The 22,506-nt window shown below is 68.4% G+C and carries 18 protein-coding genes; 13 read left to right on the top strand and 5 right to left on the bottom strand.

Going from position 1 to position 22,506, the window contains the following annotated elements; genetic code table 11:
- Positions 1-1,217 (bottom strand): DNA polymerase III subunit gamma and tau (locus RJ03_RS01315; RefSeq protein ID WP_036497262.1); only part of this gene is annotated, 1,217 nt, incomplete at its 3' end.
- 426 nt (positions 1,218-1,643) lie between these two features.
- Here RJ03_RS01315 and RJ03_RS01310 point away from each other — a divergent pair.
- From RJ03_RS01310 to RJ03_RS01295, 4 genes are all read left to right on the top strand, one after another.
- The gene (locus RJ03_RS01310) at positions 1,644-2,486 is read left to right on the top strand and encodes a hypothetical protein (protein ID WP_232329196.1); all 843 of its coding nucleotides are present in this window, start codon (positions 1,644-1,646) and stop codon (positions 2,484-2,486) included.
- 93 nt (positions 2,487-2,579) lie between these two features.
- Positions 2,580-3,890 (top strand): ammonium transporter, encoded by a 1,311-nt coding sequence (locus tag RJ03_RS01305; protein ID WP_036497259.1) that lies wholly within the window; start codon positions 2,580-2,582, stop codon positions 3,888-3,890.
- A gap of 87 nt (positions 3,891-3,977) precedes the next feature.
- On the top strand, positions 3,978-6,236 hold the full coding sequence (locus RJ03_RS01300; protein ID WP_036497228.1) for an MMPL family transporter: 2,259 nt from the start codon (positions 3,978-3,980) through the stop codon (positions 6,234-6,236).
- Entirely contained in the window at positions 6,233-6,919 is a 687-nt protein-coding gene (locus RJ03_RS01295) for a TetR/AcrR family transcriptional regulator (protein WP_036497226.1), read from the top strand. Before RJ03_RS01300 ends, RJ03_RS01295 begins: the two co-directional genes overlap by 4 nt.
- A gap of 27 nt (positions 6,920-6,946) precedes the next feature.
- Here the strand turns inward: RJ03_RS01295 and RJ03_RS01290 are convergent, their stop codons facing one another.
- Together RJ03_RS01290 and RJ03_RS01285 are read right to left on the bottom strand one after the other, a co-directional pair.
- Positions 6,947-7,906 (bottom strand): neutral zinc metallopeptidase, encoded by a 960-nt coding sequence (locus RJ03_RS01290; protein ID WP_036497258.1) that lies wholly within the window; start codon positions 7,904-7,906, stop codon positions 6,947-6,949.
- Positions 7,907-8,191: 285 nt separating this feature from the next.
- Complete coding sequence (locus RJ03_RS01285; RefSeq protein ID WP_245552152.1) at positions 8,192-9,034, bottom strand: neutral zinc metallopeptidase; 843 nt, start codon at positions 9,032-9,034, stop codon at positions 8,192-8,194.
- Between the two features lie 535 nt (positions 9,035-9,569).
- On the opposite strand from RJ03_RS01285, the gene RJ03_RS01280 reads away from it, so the two are divergent.
- Positions 9,570-11,189 carry a DUF2207 family protein gene (locus RJ03_RS01280; protein ID WP_036497224.1) on the top strand — a complete coding sequence of 540 codons (1,620 nt, stop codon included), beginning with the start codon at positions 9,570-9,572 and terminating at the stop codon, positions 11,187-11,189.
- On the opposite strand, the gene RJ03_RS01275 is transcribed toward RJ03_RS01280, so the two are convergent.
- Positions 11,170-11,658 (bottom strand): TetR/AcrR family transcriptional regulator, encoded by a 489-nt coding sequence (locus tag RJ03_RS01275; protein WP_036497221.1) that lies wholly within the window; start codon positions 11,656-11,658, stop codon positions 11,170-11,172. The genes RJ03_RS01280 and RJ03_RS01275 overlap by 20 nt on opposite strands.
- An 82-nt stretch (positions 11,659-11,740) precedes the next feature.
- On the opposite strand from RJ03_RS01275, the gene RJ03_RS01270 reads away from it, so the two are divergent.
- The gene (locus RJ03_RS01270; RefSeq protein WP_036497255.1) at positions 11,741-12,373 is read left to right on the top strand and encodes a class I SAM-dependent methyltransferase; all 633 of its coding nucleotides are present in this window, start codon (positions 11,741-11,743) and stop codon (positions 12,371-12,373) included.
- A gap of 47 nt (positions 12,374-12,420) precedes the next feature.
- Here the strand turns inward: RJ03_RS01270 and RJ03_RS01265 are convergent, their stop codons facing one another.
- Positions 12,421-13,701, bottom strand: coding sequence for an ROK family protein (locus tag RJ03_RS01265; protein ID WP_036497219.1), 1,281 nt, complete (start codon positions 13,699-13,701; stop codon positions 12,421-12,423).
- A gap of 474 nt (positions 13,702-14,175) precedes the next feature.
- Between RJ03_RS01265 and RJ03_RS01260 the strand changes: the two genes are divergently transcribed.
- The 7 genes from RJ03_RS01260 to RJ03_RS01230 all read left to right on the top strand — a co-directional run bounded on the left by RJ03_RS01260 (position 14,176) and on the right by RJ03_RS01230 (position 22,478).
- Positions 14,176-15,039, top strand: a complete 864-nt coding sequence (locus RJ03_RS01260) for a GntR family transcriptional regulator (protein WP_083870524.1) — start codon at positions 14,176-14,178, stop codon at positions 15,037-15,039.
- Positions 15,014-15,241: a 4Fe-4S dicluster domain-containing protein gene (locus tag RJ03_RS01255; RefSeq protein ID WP_030516520.1), complete on the top strand. Its 228-nt coding sequence runs from the start codon at positions 15,014-15,016 to the stop codon at positions 15,239-15,241. Before RJ03_RS01260 ends, RJ03_RS01255 begins: the two co-directional genes overlap by 26 nt.
- A gap of 55 nt (positions 15,242-15,296) precedes the next feature.
- The gene (locus RJ03_RS01250) at positions 15,297-16,724 is read left to right on the top strand and encodes an ABC transporter substrate-binding protein (RefSeq protein ID WP_036497218.1); all 1,428 of its coding nucleotides are present in this window, start codon (positions 15,297-15,299) and stop codon (positions 16,722-16,724) included.
- A complete protein-coding gene (locus RJ03_RS01245) occupies positions 16,721-17,599 on the top strand; it encodes an ABC transporter permease (RefSeq protein ID WP_051024114.1) in 879 nt (292 codons plus the stop codon). The genes RJ03_RS01250 and RJ03_RS01245 overlap by 4 nt, the downstream gene beginning before the upstream one ends.
- On the top strand, positions 17,596-18,351 hold the full coding sequence (locus RJ03_RS01240) for an ABC transporter ATP-binding protein (protein WP_036497216.1): 756 nt from the start codon (positions 17,596-17,598) through the stop codon (positions 18,349-18,351). The genes RJ03_RS01245 and RJ03_RS01240 overlap by 4 nt, the downstream gene beginning before the upstream one ends.
- A 114-nt stretch (positions 18,352-18,465) precedes the next feature.
- Entirely contained in the window at positions 18,466-21,168 is a 2,703-nt protein-coding gene (locus RJ03_RS01235; protein ID WP_036497247.1) for a fumarate reductase/succinate dehydrogenase flavoprotein subunit, read from the top strand.
- Positions 21,169-21,254: 86 nt separating this feature from the next.
- Positions 21,255-22,478, top strand: a complete 1,224-nt coding sequence (locus tag RJ03_RS01230; RefSeq protein ID WP_051024113.1) for an arylsulfotransferase family protein — start codon at positions 21,255-21,257, stop codon at positions 22,476-22,478.
- Positions 22,479-22,506: the final 28 nt, after the last annotated feature.

Below are 22,506 nucleotides of genomic sequence, written 5' to 3'. Positions count from 1 at the left end.
GAGGCGGCGGGCGCGGCGGAGGGCTGCGGCGCGGCGGCGGGTGCGGCCGCCGGGACTCCACCCGACTCCATCCGCCGCTCCAGGCGTTCCAGCCGCTGCAACGCCGCCGATTCGGCCGCCGAGACCGAGGGCAGCAGCATGCGGGCACACACCACCTCGAGCAGGAGGCGGGGTGCGGTCGCGCCACGCATCTCGCCGAGGCCCTCGTGCAGCAGCTCCGCGTAGCGGGCCAGGGTGGCCGGGCCGATGCGGTCGGCCTGGGCCGACATCCGGTCGATGACATCGCCGGGGCCGGTGACCAGGTTGCGCTCGGCGGCATCGGGAACCGCACGCAGCAGGATCAGATCGCGGATGCGTTCGAGCAGGTCGGTGGCGAAGCGGCGGGGATCGTGACCGGCCTCCACCACCCGATCGACGGTGGCGAACAGGGCGGCGCCGTCGTCGGCGGCCAGCGCGTCGACGGCCTCGTCGATCAGCGCGATATCGGTGACGCCGAGCAGAGCCAGCGCCCGGGGATAGGTGACACCTTCGGCGCCGGCGCCGGCCAGCAGCTGATCGAGCACGCTGAGGCTGTCGCGCGGCGAACCACCGCCGGCCCGGATCACCAGCGGATAGACCGATTCCTCGACCTGCACCTGCTCCTGCTCGCAGATCTTGCCGAGCAGCCCGCGCATGGTGGCCGGTGGCAGCAGCCGGAACGGATAGTGATGGGTGCGCGAGCGAATGGTCGGCAGCACCTTGTCCGGCTCGGTGGTGGCGAAGATGAAGATCAGATGAGCCGGCGGCTCCTCGACGATCTTCAGCAGCGCGTTGAATCCGGCCGTGGTGACCATATGCGCCTCGTCCACGATGAAGACGCGGTACCGCGATTCGGCGGGTGCGTAGAACGCACGATCGCGCAGCTCACGGGTATCGTCCACACCGCCGTGGCTGGCGGCGTCGAGTTCGATGACGTCGAGATTGCCGGGCCCGCCCGGGGCCAGCGCGACGCACGACGGGCACACTCCGCACGGTCGCGAGGTCGGGCCCTCGGCGCAGTTGAGCGAGCGCGCCAAGATGCGCGCCGAGGAGGTCTTGCCACAACCTCGCGGGCCGGAGAACAGGTAGGCATGACTGATCCGCCCGGTGTCGAGCGCGGTACTCAGCGGATCGGTGACGTGCTCCTGCCCCACTACCTCGGCGAAGGTTGCCGGTCGATACTTCCGGTACAGAGCCACGGCCCGAGGGTACCGGCGAACACCGACAGGAAACCATTCGCGCACCGGGTATCCACCCCACCCGCTGAATCAATCGCGGCCATATATAAACTATGATATAGATCACAAGCATTCTTTTCGTCCGATCTCGGCGCGGACAACCGACCTGGTCGACAATCGGTTCCCGCCCGACAATCGGAAACAATGTGAAAATATCTCCGATTTCGTCTGCCAGCCGCCGAGTGACGAAAACTTTCGGACGCGCTCCCCGTTTGCGGCCGGAATTATGGACGTAACGATTCCGTCACCCGATTAGCGCCGGGTCCGCTCCGCTGACTAACGTTGATTTCGGCAACTTCGGTAGCCAAACCTTCATCAGGTTGGTGTCCCCGGTCGGTCCCTCATCCCGACCGGGGCACAACAATGTTTCGGAGGTAATGACGGGTTATGACGACCGTGCCGTCGTGTGACGACATCGCCGCCGCCTGGCTCTCACACACCGATTTCGCCGGCGATCGGGCGGCCACCGATCTGCTCCGCCGCGCCATCAGCCCCCGGGATTTCTCGCGCAACCGCGATTCGCTGCCGGTATCGGCCGCGGCCGATCCGGCCACCGCGGGCGCCATTCTCGAATTGCTGGACCGCGGCCAGGTTCCGACCCTGCCGGCCATCGACACCCTGATCGCGCAGAATCGGATACGCGCCGAGGCCGCACGCATCGAACGGCTGGGCCGACGCGCGCAGCGCAGTATCGACGAATTCGGCCGCACCATCGCCGAGCTGACCGAGGACTATCGAAACACCCACGCGGTGGGACCCACCCGCCGCGATATTCTCACCGCCGAACCGATGGTGACGCTGATCCGCGAACGCGTCGGCGATATCGCCCCGAACGCGGTCAAACATCTGTGGCTCGTCGAACGGGCACAGCGCGCGGGATGGATAGCCTTCGATGCCACGCCGCGATCGCTGTGCGCGGCCCGGCGTTTCCACTCCGCGAAGTACGGCAACCGCGTGTCGCTGCGCCCGGTCAACACCATCGGCACCCTCGTGGCCGAGTTCCTGGACACCTACCGCACCACGCACGGCCGCCCGCCGCGCTGGTCGATCCTCGCGCACGAGCTTCGCGACGACCGCGGCCGCCGCGTCTTCAACGACACCGCCGACGCGCGCGCCCAGCAGCAGTGGCTCGTCACCGCGCAATGGCTCGCGCTCGAGGACGATCTGCCGGTCCCCGGGGCCCGCGGCCGGCGCGCGCTGACCCGGCAGGCCCGCAAGCGCGGGAATTGAATCCGAACGGAAGTACCAGACTCGCTCATCAGCGCAACACCGGGGGTTCGGTAGTTTCTTGCCACGCGAACGCGTGTGGAAAAGGAGTTGTCCGTGCCCCCGACCATCGACCCCGCCGCCACGGCGTGGCTGTTGACCAGCACCGCGCTGGTCCTGCTCATGACCCCCGGCCTGGCGATCTTCTACGGCGGCATGGTGCGCACGACCGGCGTGCTGAACATGCTGATGATGAGCTTCATCTCCATCCCGCTGGTGACCGTGGTGTGGCTGCTGTTCGGCTACACCCTGGCCTTCGGTGACGACGCCGGCGGCGGGTTGATCGGCGGGCTGGAACATTTCGCGATGACCGGCATCACCCCGGGCACCGTGCGCAGCGGCGTTCCGGAACTGCTGTACGCGACCTTCGAGCTGACTTTCGCGATCCTCACCGTCGCACTCGTCAGCGGCGCCATCGCCGATCGCGCCAAGTTCTCCGCGTGGATGGTGTTCGTCCCGGTGTGGGCACTGGTGGTGTTCGCGCCGATCGCACACTGGGTCTGGGGTCCGAACGGCTGGCTGGCCTCCTTCGGCGTACTCGATTTCGCCGGCGGCCTGGTGGTCGAAATCGCTTCCGGCGCTTCGGCTCTCGCATTGGCCCTGGTCCTGGGACCGCGGATCGGGTTCAAGGTGGACGCGATGCGCCCGCACAATCTGCCGTTCGTGCTGCTGGGCGCCGGACTGCTGTGGTTCGGCTGGTTCGGCTTCAACGCCGGATCCGCGTTCAAGGCCGACGGACTTGCCGCCGCGGTGTTCCTGAACACCTTGGTCGCGGGCTGTCTGGGCATGCTCGGCTGGTTGATCGTCGAGCAGATCCGTGACGGGCGCCCGACCACCTTCGGCGCGGCCTCCGGCGCGGTCGCCGGATTGGTCGCGATCACGCCCTCGTGCGGTTCGGTCAACGCGCTCGGCGCGGTGATCGTGGGCCTGGCGGCGGGTGTGGTCTGTTCGTTCGCCGTCGGCTGGAAATTCAAGGCGGGCTACGACGATTCGCTCGATGTGGTCGGCGTGCACTTCACCGGCGGCGTGGTCGGCACCCTGCTGATCGGAGTGCTCGCGAACCGGGTGATGACCGGCGGAGCGCGCGGATTGTTCTACGGCGGCGGACTCGCGCAGCTCGGCAAGCAGGCGGTCGGCGTCGTGGTGGTCGCGGCGTGGGCGTTCGGCGTCTCCTATCTGATCGGCAAGGTGATCGATCGGGTGATGGGCTTCCGGGTCAGCAAGGAGGACGAGGTCGGCGGTATCGACTTCGCGCTGCACGCCGAGACCGCCTATGTCGAGGGCGTGCACGGCCACGCGCCGCGGGGCCTGTTCGGCCATCATCCGCACGGCGGCGGGGAGCGTCCCGCCGGTGACGGGGATCGCTGACGCCGATCGGCGCCTCCTCTTGCGCCACTCCAGGGTAACGGCGTTACGCTAACACCGTTACCCATACCGGTCGCCCGAGGAGCACTCATGCTGACCCGAATCGCACGGCTCGCCACGCGGTATCCGAAACGGGTGCTTCTCGCCGCCCTCGCCCTGGCACTGATCGGCGGCGGATTCGGCGCGACCGTCACGGCCCATCTGCAAGCCGGCGGATTCACCTCGGACAACGCCGAATCCACCCGCGCGGCACAGCTGGTGGCCGATCAGTTCAACGGCGCCCAGCCCAATCTGGTGCTGCTCGTGCACGCCGACGAGGGCGTGGAGTCGGCCGCGGCCCGTGCGGTCGGCGCCGACATCGCCGCCCGGCTCGGCAGTCGCTCCGATACCGTCGGCGTCCGCTCGTATTGGACCAGTCCACCGCAACTGGCCGCCGCCCTGCGCAGTACCGACGGCAAGAGCGCATTGGTCATGGCCTACCTGACGGGCGGCGACGACAAGGCGCAGCGCACCGCCGGTGAGATCGCGAGCACCCTGCCCGTCTCCACACCCGGGGTGACCGTGCAGGCGGGCGGAATCGCCGCCGTCTACCACGATGTCAACAACCAGGTCACCAAGGATCTGGCGATGGCCGAGGGCATCGCGGTCCCGCTGACGGCGATCGTGCTGATCCTGGTGTTCGGCAGCGTCATCGCGGCCTCGCTGCCGCTCGCGGTCGGAATCTTCGCGATTCTCTGCACGCTCGCGATTCTGCGCAGTTTCACCCTCTTCACCGATGTGTCGATCTACGCGCTGAATATGACCACCGCGCTGGGACTCGCCCTGGCGATCGACTACAGCCTGTTCATCGTCAGCCGATACCGCGAGGAATTGTCCGCCGGCGCCGGCCACGAGGCGGCGGCGGTGCGGGCGGTGCAGACCGCGGGGCGAACGGTGCTGTTCTCGGCGCTGACGGTCGCGCTCGCGCTGGCGGTGCTCAGCGTCTTCGACATGTACTTCCTGAAGTCGTTCGCCTATGCCGGGGTCGCCGTGGTGGCGGCCGCGGCGATCGCCTCGATCGTGATCCTGCCCGCGGTGCTGGTGCTGCTCGGCGATCGGATCAATTCCTGGAATCTGCGGGTGACGATCCGGAAACTGTTCGGGCGGCCCGAGCCCACCTCGCGACCGGAGCGGGAATCCGGCTGGTATCGCACGGTCACCTGGGTGATGCGGCGGGCGTTGCCGGTCTCCGTCGCGATCATCGCGGTGCTGCTCGCGGTCGGCGCGCCGTTCCTCGGAGTGAAGTTCGGCTATCCCGACGACCGGGTGCTGCCCACCGGTTCGACCAGCCGCGCGGTCGGCGACGAACTGCGAGCGGAGTTCCCCGCCGTGAATTCCGGAACGGGAACGACGATCGTGCTGCCGGGCGCACCGAGCGAACCCCAGGCGATCAGCGGCTATGCCACGGCACTGTCGAAGGTCGAGGGCGTGAACGCGGTGCTGTCCAGCAGCGGTGTCTACGTGTCCGGCGCGCGGATGGGCGGCGCCGTGCCGGGCATGGCCAACGACTCGGGTCAATATCTCACCGTCACATCGGCATTCGATCCCTACTCGCCACAGGCCAAGGATCAGTTGCAGGCCCTGCGCGATGTGCCCGCGCCCTCACCCGCGCTGTTCGGCGGTGCGGCGGCGATGAACGTGGACTCGCTGAACGCACTGGGACAACGGTTGCCGCCGGCGATCGCGCTGATCGCACTCGCCACCTTCGTGGTCCTGTTCCTGTTCACCGGCAGCGTGGTGCTCCCGTTGAAAGCCGTGGTGATCAACTCGCTGTCGCTCACCGCGATGTTCGGGATGATGGTGTGGATCTTCCAGGAGGGACATTTCTCGGGACTACTCGGCTTCACGCCCACCGGGTTCCTGGTGCCGACCATGCCGATTCTGATGTTCTGCCTGGCCTTCGGCATGTCGATGGACTACGAGGTGTTCCTGCTCTCCCGCATCCGCGAGGCCTGGCTGGCCTCCGACCGCACCGCCGCGGACAACGACCGTTCGGTGGCCATCGGCGTCGCCCGGACCGGGCGCATCGTCACCGCGGCCGCGCTGTTGATGGCGATCGTGCTGGGCGCCATGATCACCGCGAAGGTGTCGTTCATGCAGATGTTCGGACTCGGCCTCACGATCACCGTGCTCGCCGACGCCACCATTATCCGAATGCTGCTGGTTCCGGCCGTCATGCGCCTGATGGGCCGCGGAAACTGGTGGGCCCCGAGGCCGTTGGCGCGCTGGCACGAACGGTTCGGCCTCACCGAACATCCCACGCCCGCGGCGCAACCGACCACGGAACCGGCCCCGGCGGGGCGGCCGTGACGCGTTCCAGCCGTCCCCGTTCGGCCCGCGGCTCCGGCACCGAGCTGCGGGCCGAGATCCTGGCCGCGACACGAGAGTTGCTGGCGCGCACCGGTAACGCCGAGTCGGTGTCGATTCGCGAGGTCGGCGGGCTGGTCGGTGTCACCGCACCGTCGATCTACCGCCACTTCGCGGACAAGGACGACCTCATCGATGCCGCGGTGGCGGAGGTGTTCGAAGATCTCGACGCCGCCATCGGCGCCGCGAGCGATCCCACCGTCTCGCCCATGTCCCGGTTGCGTCAGCAGGGCCTGGCCTACGTGCGCTTCGCCCTGCAGCACCCCGGTCAATACCGCGTCGCCACCGCCGCCGCACCCGGAGAAGGCCCCTCGGCGGTGGATGTGGTGCTGGGTAGTGGTGCGTTTCAACGGTTTTCGCACACCGTGCGGGAGGCGATGGACGCCGGTGTGATCGCAGCCGGTGACCCGATGCCGCTGGTGCTCGAACTCTGGGCCGCCGCGCACGGTATCGCGTCACTGCTCATCGCCAAACCCCATCTGCCGTGGGGCGATGCCGAGGCCGCCGCCGACCGGGTCATGGCGGCGGCCTGCCTCGGGCATGCGGTACTGGAGGTCATCGGCGGGGAGACACCGGACCCCGACGAGGGTGCACGCTGGTTGGCGCGGTTGCGCGAGGAGCGGTAACTCAGGCCTGGGAGGCCCCGGCCCCGATCACGACACCGAATCCGACGGGGAGTTCCAGGTGTTGCACATCCAGGTCCGGTTGTTGTCCTCACCCTGCGCGTACCACGCCCCGTAGTGCTGGTTGGCCCCGTGGTCGCGCACGTCGGAATGATCGTCCCCGCGTTGATAGTTGTCCTGTTTCACGTAGTAGGCCTGGTCGTTGGAGACCGTGCCCGCCACCTCGGAGGAGCTGATGAACATGCCGCCGAAGCACTGCGCCTCCAGCTCCAGACGACGCGAAAGCTCCAATCCCGCAGCGGAATTGGCACCCGAGTTGTAGCGATCTCGGCTCATCTTGGACATGATGCCGGAGATGGCCTGCACGTGGTGACCGTATTCGTGCGCGAAGACCCCGAGATAGACGTACCAGCGGTCGCCGTACACCTCGGTCTGAATGTGATCCAGCGGCATGTAGATCGTATTGTTCGCCGAGCAGTAGAACGCGGCGTAACTCCCGGAACTGCCACACGGTGACGCCGCGTTCGCGCCGCTCGCCGGAACACTCACGGTGGGACTGGAGAACGGGAGGTTCTGCGCCGCGAGTACCGGCTGCCACATCCGGTCCAGACACGATTTCGCCGCCTGGAAGAAGGCCGTCGCCGACGCGACATCGGCACCCCATCGGGGGTAGCCGCAGGAGATGTTGATCAGCCCTGAGTTGTGATCGTCGAAGATCGGATTGGCCGCCGTGGCCGCAACCGGCTGGGGGCCGGCCGGTTTCGTCGTCGGCACGACAGTCGTCGTGCGGTAGTAGGGCTTCGTCGTGGACGGATACGGCGTCGTCGTGGACCGCGCGGTCGTGGCGGTTTCGCTGGTGCTCGTTGCCCAGGTGGGCGGCGTATACGTGAAGCTCGGCGTCGATGTCGAATAGGACGCCGACGAGTTGTCACGACCTCCCATGGTCGCGAACGCGACCAGCCCGCCGACCACCACGAAGACGAACAGCACGGCGAGGACCGCCCCGACCGCGCCGCCACCGGACCGCGGCGGCGGATACGGACGGCCATAATAGCCGGGCGGCGGCAACGGCGGTCCGCCGTACGGCCCGACCGGATACGCACCCGGCGGCGGTAGCGGCGCCCCATACGGTGGGCGCGGACCGGGTGGCGGATACCCCGGGGGCGGGCCGTATCCGGGTGGTGGCCCGTACCCGGGCGGCGGGCCGTAGGGCGGGCGACCGTGCGGCGGAACCCCGTGCGGCGGTGGATATCTCGGCGGTTGCGGCATGGCGGTTCAGCTCACCTGTCCGGACGGCGCGATGAAGGTGTTGCAGGGCGCGGTCGCGTTCTTGTCGAATCCGGTACTCCACCAGTCGCCGGCGTGTTCGGCGGTGCCGTGGCTGCGCATGTCGCCGGCGCTGTCACCTCGGCCGTAGGCGTCCTTGCGCGCCGACTGCGCCTGCACCGGCGTCAGCGATTTCCCCCCGGCCGAGGACGCGAAGTACATGCCGTCGAAACAGTTGGCCTGCAATTCGATTCGCCGCGAGAGGTCGAGCCCCTCGTCGCTGTAGAGGCCGGTCCGGCGGCGTTGTTTGTTCGCGGCGCCGAGGATTCCGGACAGCGCCTGAATGTGGTGGCCGTATTCGTGCGCGAAGACCGAGAGGTAGATCTCCCAGTGATCGTGGAACATATCGGTCTGCAACTGACTGATCGGCATGTAGATGGTCTGATCCGCACCGCAGTAGAAGGCCGCGAAATTGCTGCTGGACCCACTGCACGGCGTGGTGATGCCCGTCGTGGTGGCGGTGACGACGAGTTTCGGTGGCGTGAAACTCAATTTCGCGTTCCCCAGCACCGGTTTCCAGGCGTCGGCCAGACAGGCCGCGGCACTGTCGAAGAATGCGCGCGCGGCGTCGACCTGCGTGCTCCACGGGGTATACGGGCAGCGCGCCGGACTCAGCGGCGAACCCGGTTCGGCCAGTAGGGGATTGGCGCCGGTTTCGGCGACGCCCGCGGAATCCTTTCCGGGCGGTGGGTTGTAGCTGTAGTTGCCGTGTTCCCCCGTATGGGAGGCGGCGTCGAATCCGGTCCGTACGGCGAAGCGGATGAGGCCCGAGGTGACGATCAGCAAGATCACGACGACGACCGCGCCGAAGCCCCCGCCTCGCTTGCGCGGCGGGGCGGGGCGTGGGCCGGCCGGGCCGTACGGCCGCGGCGGCGGAATCGGTGGGCGATGGCCGGGCGGCGCGACGGCCCGATAACCCTGTCCCGCAACATATCCGGGGTTCGTACCGTACCCGGTCGGCGTGTATCCGCGCGGCGGGGTTCCGGCGGGCGCCGCGTAACCCGGCGGCGGCGAATAGGCAGGTGGAGGCGGATAACCGGGCGGTGCCGAGTGGCCGGGCTGTGCCGAGTGGCCTGGCGGAGGACCGTATCCGGGCGGTGGTCCCGGGCGCCGCGGACCGCCTGGACCATACGGCGGAACCGGCCGTCCGCCCGGCGGATTCGGGCCGTGCCCGTAGGGTGGTCGACTCACTCCCCCACTCCCCCTTGTCCGTTCCTCATCCGGCGACAGCCACCGCTCTCCGGCGACAGCCGCCGACGCAGAATAGCAAGCCACCGGATTCGCCGACCCCTGCTCGCACAGTGGCCCGCCGCTAAGCTACTGCCCCATGCTGATCTTTCGGGGGGGCGCATTCGGCGCTCTGTTGTTGACCGCGGTCGGGCTGTTCGCCGCAGCACCGGCCGCTCGGGCGCAGGAGCCCACGGGTGTGTCGATCATCGCGGATGTCAAACTCAGCGAGGCCGGTCTGCTCGAGGTGGCCGAAACCGTGAAGGTGCCCCCGGGTGGGCAGTTCCACATGGCGCTGCCGCTGCGAGTGGGACGCGACGACGGGAGTGAACGCCGCTTCGGCGTGACCGACATCTCCAGTACCGGACCGGGTTCGGCGAAGGTGGCGGGCGATGTGTTCAGCGTGGACGCGCCGCCGGGGGAATCGTCGTTCAAGTACACCGTGCACGGGACGGTCGCCGATGCGCCGGGTACGCAGTTGTTCCACTGGACGGGGGTCATCAACACCGATGTCGCCTCGTTCGACGGTTCGGTGATCAGCCCGAGTTATCAGATGGGAATCGCCGACTGCACGGTCGGCTCGGTGGGTAGCACTCGCAAATGCAACGACGCCCGCGTCGAACCGGACGGCGTCCTCACCATGCACGAGGAGAACCTGCACAAAGGTGACATCCTCGATGTGACACTGCAGGTGCCGCCCGGCACGGTGAAGGCCAACGCCGATATTCGGGGGGGCCGGGGGTCGGGCGCCTTCGCCGTCACCGCCCCGGTGCTGATCGCATTCGGTGTCCTGCTGGCGGCGCTGGCCGCCTTCGGCGCCTATCTGGCCCGGTCTCGCCGCCAGGACGCCGCGGCCCTGACCTCCACCGACACCCTGGATCCGGTGCAGCGCAACGGAAACCACAGCGAATTCGTCTCCCCCGACGGCATCCTGCCCGGTGAGGCGGGCCTGTTGCTCGACGGCTCCGCCGATGCCGCCGATATCGCCGCCACCGTGGTCGATCTGGCGGTGCGGCGCTACCTGTGGATCGGCGCGGTGAGCGATTCGGACTGGCGCATCACCCGGGTGAATCCCGTCGACGATCAACTGCGCAGCTACGAAAAGCACGTCTACACCACACTGCTGCCCGAGGGCGCCGACTCGGTGCTGCTGTCGGAACTGCGGGCGCCGGGACGCGTGGCCGCCGAGCCCGTCCGCTCGGCGCTGCGTCGCGATGCGCTCGAGCGCGGCACGCTGATCGATCACGACCGGCGCGGGCTCGCCTTCTGGATCGGCATCGCGCTGCTGGTGGTCGGGGCGGGGGCGACCGTCGGCCTCGCCATCGCCGGCGGATATGCGCTGGTCGGCGTGGCCATCGCGCTCGGCGGTGCGGCCATCCTGCTGCTCGGCCGGTATCTGCCGGTGCGGACCGCCGCGGGGCGCACGCTCGCCGCGCAGGTGAAGGCCCTGCAGAACGGACTGGACGCCCAGCGGCCCGATCGGATTCCGCCGGCCGATCGCGAACTGCTGTTCTCTCGGGCGCTGCCGTTCACGATCATCGGTGGCCGGGCCGACAACTGGATCCGCACCTTCCGCGACGTGGATCCCGGGGCCGACCGTCAGGCCGGGCTCTACTGGTTCGGCGGCTTCGACCGCGACCGGAATCTGCACCGGTTCGCCGGGCATTTCCCGTATTTCATCACCGCACTGGAGGGGCTGTTCACGACGTCGGGTCACTGATGCGCCGGACGACCTCGTAGGCCGCCCGCGCGGTGGTGCGGCCTTCGGCCACGGCCGGCAGCAGCCCGACCAGTCCCCACGACAGGAATGTGGTGTCGGGCTCCGCGCTACCCTGGTCGGCCAGAATTCCGGCGATCATCTGCTGGGTGCCGCGCACGACGACCATCGTGCTCTTCGGGCCGAGAAGCGCCCGGTAGACCTCGCGGTGTCCCTCGGCCAGTTCGACGATGGCTCGTATCGGGTCACCGGATCGCCGGGCGAGCGCGGCACGCAGGAATTCGGTGCCGCTCACCACGAGCAGGTCGTCCTTGCTGCGGAAGTGGGCGTAGAACGTCGAGCGGCCGACGTCGGCGCGGTCGAGGATGTCCTGCACGGTGATGCGGTCGTAGGGACGTTCGATCATGAGCTCGATCAGGGCACGATGCAGGGTGCTCCGGGTCCGTCGGACGCGGCGATCGTTCTCGGACACTGTGCCTCCGGATGTGCGGAATCGAATGGATTCGGTGCTTTTGCTCCTGGTGGAGCAGGCACTTCCCTCAGATCATGAACACATGTTCCGAATCGAACAAGACCCCCACGGCATCCTGATCACCAACCCGCGCGGCTACAGCGCGTTCACCAGTGTCTTCTTCGGCGGCAGACGTCGCCGGCACGCGGCGGCCCTCGCCGCCGCCAGTGGCGCGCGGCCAGGCGGACGCGCGCTCGATATCGCCAGCGGCCCGGGCACCTTGGTGTTCGCGCTGGCCGACCGTGTCGGCCCGGGCGGCGAAGTCGTCGGTGTCGACGCGGCGCGAGAGATGGTCGACTACGCCGCCGCGCGGTCCGGTGGCCGGGCCAACTGCCGCTTCGACTACGGCGTGGCACAGTCGCTGGAGCTGCCGGATGCGGCGTTCGACGTGGTCACCTGCACGTTCGGTATGCACCACATTCCCGAGGCGGACCGTGGTCGCGCGCTGGCGGAGATGTGGCGCGTACTACGGCCCGGAGGACGAGTGCTGCTCGCCGATATGGCGCCCGCGGGCGTGCACGGACAGCTGACGAAACGACTCAGCAGGCATATGGATCCCACCGAGATCGATATCAGACGGTATCGGAAAGCTCTGCAGGAGAAGGGTTTTCAGGACCTCGACTATCGGACGATCAGGCCGTCCACGGGTGTGCTGACCGGCGTCAAGCCCAGCTGAGCGACCTCGGTCGGGGTGGCCGTACCACCCCGACCGTATGCGCCGGCTCAGCGCGAGCGCGTGGCCCGGCGCAGTGCCGACAGCGGATCGGCGTAGCAGACGCTGAGCGAGGTGACGGCCGCGGCATGCTCCTGGACCCGCCCGCCGAATCGGCTGATCCGCAGGTCGGCCGGGGCGAGGGTGGTGGCGCGACCGAAGGCCTGCACGACTCGTTCCAGTCCCGGCCGGTACCCGGTGAAGGCCTGTCCGCCCAGCACCACCCGGTCCGGGTTGAACATGTCGCGCACCAGCGCCGCGGTGTTGCCGAGGATCTCGGCCCGCTCGAACAGCATGTCGCGAGCCGGGGCGGAACCCTGTTCGGCGGCCTTGTACAGCTCGGCGATCACCGGCTTCCGCGGCGCCTCCCGCTTCGGCACGATGCCGGCCCGCACGGCGCGAGCCAGCACCGCCGCCTCACCGACCGTGGCCTCCAAGCAGCCGCGCCGGCCGCACGAGCAATCGATATCGGATCCGGTCGGCAGATGCGCGATCGAACCCGGGCCGTTCGCCGGGGTGTAGACCCGATCGTGCAGCGTGACCGCGACGCCGACCGTCTCCCGGCCGTAGATGTAGAGGCTGCTGCCGGGCCGGTCCTGAGCACCGGAACGGTCCGGTGTACCGGTGGTGAGCAGCAGTTCGGCGGCAGCCATCGCCTCCACGTGGGCGGCGACCGAAACCGGCAGGTCCAGCACGGTGGCGAAGATCGGGCCGACCGGCGCCGACTGCCAATCCAGGCGGGGGTGATCCACGACGCCGGCGACGGGGTCGACCCGCCCGGCCAGCGCCACTCCGACCCACAACGGCCGACGGCGCGGTAAACGGTCGAGGAAGGCTTTCGCGCTGCGGGCGATGATGGTGATGGCCGCCTCCTGCGCGGCCTGCGGGGTGGCGATCTCCAGCCCGCCCAGAATGCGGCCGGACAGGTCGGCGGCCACGATCCGGGTGAGGTTCGCACCGATGTGAACGCCCAACGTGGCGAAGCGGTCGGTCTCGACCTCGAAGGGCACACGCGGGCGCCCGACCGCACCGGATGCGGTGAGATCAGCGCGTTCTCGCAACAGGCCGGACGAAAGTAGCGCCGACACTTGGCGATTCACGGTCGCGATGCTCAAACCCGTTGTCTGAGCGGCATTGTCGCGGAAGATCGGTCCGCGGGTGGCGGCGCGCAGGACGGCGGCCGCCGGGTTGTCGGTGATCCGCAATTCCGGCGGTACCACCGGCCGCGGCACACTGCGTACCGGCCGCGGACGAGAGGGGGAAGACTGTCGTTCGAGGGTGGGGCTCGTCATGGGGCGAAGTCCTTGTCGAAAGTCTCGTGAAGAGACGGAACTACATCGGCAACAAGGCAGCGAGAAGGGCCCGAAAGGGTCGACAGACGGACGACTGGAGCGGTCTCAGCTGCGCGGCCGGGAACAACACAGTTCCCGCTGCCGCGGCAGCCGCACACCGAGCGCCACGGTCACGTAGGTGACCCGTGCGCGGTTCGAACGGCTGGTGGACATGTGTAAAACGGTAACATCCCGATTCTGCGCAGCGCCAGCGAATGGGTAGGACACATATTGCGCTCACACTGATTTGAATGTGAGCCCCCATCACCGCAGGTGGCGCATTACCTTCGATCGCCCGGATTTCAGCAGGTCCGCCGCCCGGGCGGGCGGCGGATAACCGCACACCCGGCCGCCGTCGGCCGCGCGGGCGCCACCCCTGCCACCACACCCCCGTTACGCTCGGAAACCGCAGGTCACAAGCGTTAGGAGGTGGAGATGACGGCCGATCCGGTACCCCTGCGGCAGCAGCGCGGCTCCGCTGCCGACCAGCCGGCCGCCGGGGCGGAGACGACGGCGCCCGGCGCCGGCGCCCGCACCATTCGCAAGGCCGATCGGGCCCGCCAGGTGGCCGACGTCCTGCGCCAGCAAATCCACACCGGGCAATGCCCGGACCCGCTGCCCACCGAATCCGAACTCGCCGCGGAATTCGCGGTGTCCCGCAACGCGGTGCGCGAAGCACTGGCACTGCTGCGCGACGAGGGCCTCGTCGGCCGCGTTCCCCGGGTGGGCACCTATGTGGCACAACGTAAATACGATCACGGCCTCGACAGCCTGCGCGGCCTGAAGGAAACGCTGCGCGGCCACGGCGAGGTGCGCAACGAGGTGCGCGCGGCACTGCGCCTCACTCCGCCGCCCGCGGTCGCCGGCCGGCTGGGTCTCGAACCGGGCGAATCCGCGGTCTACCTCGAACGGCTGCGTTATCTGGGTGATCTCCCGCTCAGCCTGGACCACACCTATCTGGCCCCGGACATCGGCGAGCAGGTACTCGACTGCGATCTGCGATCCGAGGACATCTTCGGACTCATCGAACAGATCAGCGGCCAGTCGCTCGGGTCGGCCGATCTGGCGGTGGAGGCGATCACCGCCGATATCCACAGCGCCGCCACTCTGCAGGCCCCCGAGGGCAGTGCCCTGCTGTTGCTGGAGCGACTGACCTATCTCGCCGACGGGCGGCCGGTGGACCTGGAGTACATACGCATGCGTGGTGATCGGATCACTCTGCGCGACAGTCTGATTCGCACCACGGAAAGCAACGATTGGAGGCTGAGCCGCCATGGCGTCGGTCAATCAGCGGGCTGATGTCCCGGTAACCATCGACGAATCGCTGTGCATCGAAGGGTGCACGCTGTGTGTGGAGATCTGCCCGCTGGACTCGCTGGCGATCAATCCGGACAACGGCAAGGCGTTCATGCATGTCGACGAATGCTGGTACTGCGGTCCGTGCGCGGCACGCTGTCCCACTGGCGCCGTCACCGTGAACATGCCGTATCTGCTGCGCTGAATCGCACAGCGGAATCTCTCAGTGGCCGGCCTCGGCCCGATCTCGAGGAAATACCATGAAGTACCGTCGTGCCCGCATACTGGCCGCCGCCGCCCTGATCGCCACCCTGGCCGCCGGATGCTCGCTCGAGCAGACCGGATCCGGGGACACCGTCCGGGTGGTCGTGGGCTATCAGTCCAAAACCATCAATACCGTCACCGCCGGAACTCTGCTGCGCGCCAAGGGTTTCCTGGAGAAGCGCCTGAACGACCTGACCGCGAAGGGCGGGCCGAAATATCAGGTCGAATGGCAGGACTACGACACCGGGGCGCCGATCACCGCGCAGATGGTCGCGGAGAAGATCGACATCGGTTCGATGGGCGATTATCCGTTGCTGATCAACGGTTCCCGGACCTCGGCCAGTGAGCGTTCGGCCACCGAACTGGTCTCGATCACCGGTTACCAGCCGCGCGGATCGCTGAACATGGTTGTCACCGCGCCGAATTCGACGGCGACGACACTGTCGGACCTCGCCGGCAAGAAGGTGTCCGCGAGCGTCGGCTCCGCCGGTGACGGCACGCTGCGCCAGGCGCTGAGCCGCGCGAACATCGATCCGGCCCACGGGGTGGACGTGCTGAATCAGCAACCGCAGATCGGCGCGTCGGCGCTGGAATCCGGTCAGGTGCAGGCACTTTCGCAATTCGTCGCATGGCCCGGCCTGCTCGTTTTCCAGGACAAGGCAAAGCTGCTCTACGATGGTGCCGAATTGAACGTGCCGACGTTCCACGGAGTGGTGGCGCGTCGTGATTATTCGAAATCCCATCCCGAGGTGCTCGATGCATTCCTGCAGGCGCAACTTGACGCCACCGATTTCCTGCACGCGAAACCGCTCGAAGCCGCGCAGCTGGTCGCTGACAACTCCGGACTGCCGGCGGAGGTCGTCTACCTCTACAACGGACCCGGGGGAACCTCATTCGACACTCCCCTGAAGCCGCAACTGGTCCAGGCGTTCAAGGGTGACGTTCCGTATCTGAAGTCGATCGGTAATTTCGCCGATTTCGACATCGACAAGTTCGTCGACGATGCTCCGCTGCGCAAGGCCTTCGCCGAACGCGGCGCGAACTACGATGCGGCCGTGGCGAATTTCGCCAATCCGGCGCCGATAACCGGCACCGACCCGAGTACCGGCAAGCCGGTGTCCGATCCGGCCCTCGCGGGTGAGATCTGGTTCGACGGCCAGTCCACCGCCCAGCCGGCGGGTAGCCCGACCGATCTGCTGCGTGCGGTGAAAGCCGCTCGGGCGCAGGGGAAGAAGGTCCGCGCGGCCTATGTGCCGGATGCGGAACTCGGCACCCGCTGGTTCGCGGACAAGGCGCAGTGGGTGCGCGAGGGCGATACGTATCTGCCGTTCATCACTCCCAGTGCGGTGCAGCGGTATCAGGCCCGCCACCCCGGTGCGGTCGCGGTGAATTACGACCAGGCCATCGGCGAGGTGCGGTCATGAGCGCCACCACCCTGCCCGTCGACGCGCCGGTGCCGGCCACCGCCGCTCCCGCCGCCGTCGCCGAGCGCGGCACCGCCGCGGGCGTGCCCCCGGCGCGGCTGTGGACGTCGCGGCTGGTGCGGGTGGCGTCGATCGCCGTCGCGCTCGTCGCCTGGCAGTCGTTGACCGCCAACCACATTCGCCTGTGGGTGCGCTTCGACACGCTGCCGACGGTCACCCGGATCCTGCACACCCTGCGGCTGCAGTTGCAGACCGACACCTATTGGCTGGACCTCGGGCAGTCGTTGATCCGCATTCTCAGCGGGTTCGGCCTGGCCGCGGTGATCGGCGTCGCGACCGGAGTGGCGCTGGGGCGTTCCCGCTGGTTCGCCGACATCTTCGGACCGCTGACCGAGCTGGCGCGACCGATTCCGGCGATCGCGATCGTGCCGGTGGCGATTCTGCTGTTTCCCACCGACGAGGCCGGCATCGTCTTCATCACCTTCCTCGCCGCCTATTTCCCGATCATGGTGAGCACGCGGCACGCCGTGCGGGCCCTGCCGACCATCTGGGAGGAATCGGTGCGCACGCTGGGCGGCAGCCGCTGGGACGTCCTGGTGCGGGTGGTGCTGCCCGGTAGCCTGCCGGGCGTGTTCAGCGGCCTGTCGGTCGGGATCGGCGTGGCCTGGATCTGTGTGGTCTCGGCCGAGATGATCTCCGGGCGGCTCGGCGTCGGCTATCGCACCTGGCAGGCGTACACCATCGTCGACTATCCCGGTGTGTTCGTCGGCATCATCACCATCGGCGTGCTCGGCTTCGCCACCTCGGCGGCCATCGAACTGCTGGGGCGGCGTGCCACTCGCTGGCTGCCGCGGGCGCAGGAGGTTTCGAAATGACCGGCACCGCGATGAGTCTGCGACTCGACAAGGTCGAACTGCGCTACGGCGGCGCCCCGGTGCTGGACGAGCTGACACTCGATATCCGCGCGGGCGAGATCCTGGTGCTGACCGGGCCGTCGGGATGTGGGAAGTCCACGGTGCTGCGCGCACTGGCCGGACTGCTGCCGCCTCGCTCCGGGCGGGCACTCGCGGACGGTGACGAGATCACCGGCCCCTCGCGCGATCGGGCGATGGTGTTCCAGGACAACGCGCTGTTGCCCTGGCGCACAGTACGTTCCAACATCGACCTGGCGTTGAAGTTGCGCGGCGTGCCGCGGGCCGGTCGCGCGGCGCAGGCCGAGCGCTGGATCGAGGAGGTCGGGCTCACCGGCTTCGGCGACTACCTGCCCAAGAGCCTGTCGGGCGGTATGCGCCAGCGCGTCCAACTCGCCCGCGGTCTGGCGGGCGCGCCGCGAGCGGTGCTGATGGACGAGCCGTTCGGCGCCCTCGACACGCCGACTCGGATCACCATGCAGCGCTTGCTGCTCCAGACCTGGCAGACACATCCGACCACGGTCGTGTTCGTCACCCACGATGTGGACGAGGCATTGACCCTCGGCGACCGGGTCGCGGTCCTCGGCGGTACCGACCGGGCGCTGCGATCGCTGCTGGCGGTGCCGAATCCACGCGTCAAAGACGTCGACCGCAGTGCCGAGCGCGCCGAAATCCTTGCCGCCCTCGATCATTCGTCCCAGCCGACCGCCGCCTGAGCCCACCGCCCGAACGAGGCACCCCTCGGCGACCCGGCCACGGCGGCGCCGTTCCGGTCGCCTGGCACCGGCGTGCGTTGTCGCCCCGACTATTCACCTCTGTGGAGTGTGCTGATGAAGATTCCCGAACTGTCCGACACCGTACGGCTGGACTGCGATGTGCTGGTGATCGGCGGCGGAACCGCCGGCACCATGGCCGCGCTCACCGCCGCGGAGAACGGCGCCAACGTTCTGCTGCTGGAGAAGGCGCACGTGCGTCACTCCGGTGCGCTGGCCATGGGCATGGACGGCGTGAACAACGCCGTCATCCCGGGTAAGGCGGAGCCGGAGGACTACGTCGCCGAGATCACCCGCGCCAACGACGGAATCGTCAACCAGCGCACGGTGTATCAGACCGCGACCCGCGGCTTCGCCATGGTGCAGCGGCTGGAACGCTACGGCGTGAAGTTCGAGAAGGACGCCTACGGCGAGTACGCGGTGCGCCGCGTGCACCGCTCGGGCTCCTATGTGCTGCCGATGCCCGAGGGCAAGGACGTCAAGAAGGCGCTCTACCGCGTTCTGCGGCAACGCAAGATGCGGGAACGGATCCGGATCGAGAACCGTCTCATGCCGGTGCGGGTCCTCACCGACAACGGACGCGCGGTCGGCGCGGCCGCGCTGAACACCCGGACCGGGGAGTTCGTGGCGGTCGCAGCGAAGGCGGTGATCCTGGCGACCGGTCCGTGCGGGCGACTGGGTCTGCCGGCGTCGGGATATCTGTACGGCACGTACGAGAATCCGACCAATGCCGGCGACGGGTACGCGATGGCCTATCACGCCGGCGCGGAGCTGTCCGGCATCGAATGCTTCCAGATCAATCCGCTGATCAAGGACTACAACGGACCGGCCTGCGCGTATGTCGCGAACCCGTTCGGCGGATATCAGGTGAACGCCGCCGGTGAGCGCTTCGTCGACTCGGACTACTGGTCCGGGCAGATGATGGCGGAGGTGAAGCGGGAGATCGAGTCCGCGCGAGGGCCCATCTATCTGAAGGTCTCGCATCTGCCCGAGGAGACACTCGACGCGCTCGAGGGCATTCTGCACACCACCGAGCGGCCGACCCGGGGCACCTTCCACGCCAACCGCGGCCACGACTACCGCACCCACGACATCGAGATGCACATCTCCGAAATCGGTTTGTGCAGCGGTCATTCCGCGTCGGGCGTGTGGGTGGACGAACATGCGCGCACCACGGTGCCGGGTCTGTACGCGGCGGGCGATCTGGCGTGCGTACCGCACAACTACATGATCGGGGCGTTCGTCTACGGGGACCTGGCGGGCGAGCACGCGTCTTCGACTCTCACGGAAGTCGCCGCGCCGCAATCGCTTCCCTCCGATCAGCTGGCCGCGGCACACGAATTGATCTACCGTCCGCTGCGCCATCCCGACGGCCCGCCGCAGCAGCAGGTCGAATACAAGTTGCGTCGGTTCGTCAACGACTACGTGGCTCCACCGAAGACGCAGACCAAACTGTCGCTGGCGGTGGAGACCTTCGAGCGGATGCGGCAGGAGATCGCAGAGATGGGCGCGGACACCCCGCACCAACTCATGCGCTGCGCCGAGGTCGACTTCATCCGCGACTGCGCCGAGATGGCGGCCCGCTCCTCACTCACCCGCACCGAATCGCGCTGGGGTCTCTACCACGACCGCGCCGACCTGCCGGAACGCAACGACGAGGACTGGCGCTACCACCTGAACCTGCGCAAGAGCGCCGACGGCGAGATGGAATTCCTGAAGCGCCCGGTCGCGCCGTATTTCGTCCCGGTGCCGGAATGGGAGGATCTGCCGCGCGCCGACCTCGAACCGGTCGCCGTGGCGCAGCCGGAACTGATCGCCGGCCCGCCCCGGACGGCAGGCGCGGCCACCGGCGCCGCACCTCGCCCCGGCATCACGGTCCCGGCCCCATCGGACGACTCCGCCGCACCCCGGATCGCGATTCTGCTCAGCCTGGACGGCCCGACGGTCGCCGAACTCCGGGACTACCTCGACGACACCGACCCGCGGGTGCGAGCCACGGCTCTGTCGGTGCTGACCGAGGGCACACCCGACGGATTCGCCGACACCCTGATCGCCGCGCTCGGGGACGACGATGCCGCAGTGCGCGCGGCCGCCGTCTCGGGCCTGCGTGAGCTGATCGAAATCCTGCCGCCCGCAGAGCAATTGACCGCACACGCCGAATCGCCCGATCCGCTCGTGCGCGCCGCGGTGGTGGACCTGCTACGCGCGCAGCGCAGCGGCTCGGCGGACCTGTTCGGCAAGGCGGTGGTGGACAGCGATCACCGCGTGCGCATCGAAGGGGTGCGCGCGCTGGTCTCCCTCGACGACTGGTCCGCACTCACCCCGGCGGCATTCGACGAGAACCGGGAGGTCCGGGTGGCTGTCGCTCGCGGCCTGGCCGAGGTCGGCGCCGGCGGCGCCGATACCGTCCGCGCCCTGGTCGGCGACCGTGATCCGCTCGTCCGCGCGGCGGCGCTGGCCGCGCTGGCCCGACTCGGCGATTCGTCCGACGCGGCGATTCTGACTGCGGCGCTGAAGGATTCGGCCTGGCAGGTACGCGAGGGCGGCGCCCGCGGCTGGGCCGGCCTGGGCCCCGAATCCGCCGCCGCCGCCCTGGAATCGGCCCTGACCGACCCCCACCCGGACGTCCGCAAAGCCTCCGTCCTGACGCTGTCCCACTGGCCCGACCACGCGGCCGTCCGAGCCGCGCTCCAGGTCGTCCTCGCCGACACCGACGCCGACGTCCGCGCCTACGCCCGCCGCACCCTGGAGGCGGCCTGAGCGCGTACGGGGCCGCCTTCATCACCTCCGCGGAAATCGGGTCTACGCTCTGCGCAACTGTCGGTCGATTCAGCAAAGGAACACTGATGACCCGGATCGCGAGGAATCTTCGGCGCGCCGCCGCAACGTTGGTCGCGACTTCGGTCGGAGTCGGCGCGGCGTCGACGGCGTTCACCGCGAGCGCGGCGCCCCTGCCGACTTTCCCGATCGGCGCACCCGAATACACCGTGGAGGTGAATACTCCGGCCGCCGCGCCCGGCTACATCTACTACAGCAACGGTGTCAGTGCGGCGGCCCTGGTTCCGGGGGCCGGCAAGGCGTTATCGGCCGTTCCGGCGACCGCGCCGGCGAATATCGTCGTGGACAAGGCCGGGCACGAGGTCTGGCGCTACACCCCGCCCGCCGGGCAGGACGTCTCCAATTTCCGCACCCAGACCTATCAGGGCAAGCGGGTGCTGACGTGGTGGCAGGGCGGGACCGTCGGCGGGCACGGTTCGGGCGCCGACTACATCGCCGACGAACACGGCAACGTCATCGAAACCCTCGACGCCGGAGGAACTCCCAGCGATGTGCACGAATTTCGCTTGACTCCCGACGGCCGAGCGCTGATCACGTCGTACCAGGAGGTGGACGCCGATCTGTCCGCGATCGGCGGCCCGGAGAACGGCACGATGTACGACACCGTCGCCACGGTGGTCGATGTGGCATCCAAGCGAGTGTTGTTGCGCTGGAGCGCCGCCGAGCACGTCCCGCTCACCGACACCACCACCCCCGGCAAACTCCCCGGCAGCGATACCTACGACCCGTACCACATGAATTCGATCGCGCTGGACCCCGACGGCAACCTGGTGATCTCGATGCGCGACACCTCCACCGTCTACGACGTGGACATCCACACCGGTGCGATCAACTGGCAACTCGGCGGACTGCATTCGACTTTCGATCTCGGCCCCGGCGTCGCATTCGCCTTCCAGCACGATGCGGAATTCGCCGACCCCAGCACCCTGCGCCTGTTCAACAACAACTCCAGCGGCTTCCAAACGCTGGGTGTGTCGAGTGTGCAGTGGATCCACCTGGACCTCGACAACCACCGAGCCACATTGGTACACAACCAAACCCACCCCGACGGCCTGACCGCCTTCGCCATGGGCGACGCCCAGCCGCTACCCAACGGCAACACCCTGGTCGGCTGGGGCATGGCACCGCACATCTCGGAATTCGACCCGACGGGCGACATGGTCTACGACGCCCTGTTGCCCCTGGGCACCTATCGCGCCTTCCCGGCAGATTGGGCGCCGACGCCGAAGTGAGAGCTGGGCACGACCAGGCGCGTCACAC

Origin of the sequence: Nocardia aobensis NBRC 100429 (genome assembly GCF_000308375.1) — a bacterium.
Classification (GTDB): Bacteria; Actinomycetota; Actinomycetes; order Mycobacteriales; family Mycobacteriaceae; genus Nocardia; species Nocardia aobensis.
The sequence above is the reverse complement of the archived record's forward strand: the minus strand, read 5'-3'. Positions and strand labels throughout refer to the sequence as shown.

Coding starts and splice junctions, on each gene's coding strand:
- RJ03_RS01255 (WP_030516520.1), top strand. CDS start 15,014: ATGGCGTCGGTCAATCAGCGGGCTGATGTCCCGGTAACCATCGACGAA.
- RJ03_RS01235 (WP_036497247.1), top strand. CDS start 18,466: ATGAAGATTCCCGAACTGTCCGACACCGTACGGCTGGACTGCGATGTG.
- RJ03_RS01230 (WP_051024113.1), top strand. CDS start 21,255: ATGACCCGGATCGCGAGGAATCTTCGGCGCGCCGCCGCAACGTTGGTC.
- RJ03_RS01240 (WP_036497216.1), top strand. CDS start 17,596: ATGACCGGCACCGCGATGAGTCTGCGACTCGACAAGGTCGAACTGCGC.
- RJ03_RS01265 (WP_036497219.1), bottom strand. CDS start 13,701: ATGACGAGCCCCACCCTCGAACGACAGTCTTCCCCCTCTCGTCCGCGG.
- RJ03_RS01245 (WP_051024114.1), top strand. CDS start 16,721: ATGAGCGCCACCACCCTGCCCGTCGACGCGCCGGTGCCGGCCACCGCC.
- RJ03_RS01260 (WP_083870524.1), top strand. CDS start 14,176: ATGACGGCCGATCCGGTACCCCTGCGGCAGCAGCGCGGCTCCGCTGCC.
- RJ03_RS01310 (WP_232329196.1), top strand. CDS start 1,644: ATGACGACCGTGCCGTCGTGTGACGACATCGCCGCCGCCTGGCTCTCA.
- RJ03_RS01270 (WP_036497255.1), top strand. CDS start 11,741: ATGTTCCGAATCGAACAAGACCCCCACGGCATCCTGATCACCAACCCG.
- RJ03_RS01250 (WP_036497218.1), top strand. CDS start 15,297: ATGAAGTACCGTCGTGCCCGCATACTGGCCGCCGCCGCCCTGATCGCC.
- RJ03_RS01300 (WP_036497228.1), top strand. CDS start 3,978: ATGCTGACCCGAATCGCACGGCTCGCCACGCGGTATCCGAAACGGGTG.
- RJ03_RS01280 (WP_036497224.1), top strand. CDS start 9,570: ATGCTGATCTTTCGGGGGGGCGCATTCGGCGCTCTGTTGTTGACCGCG.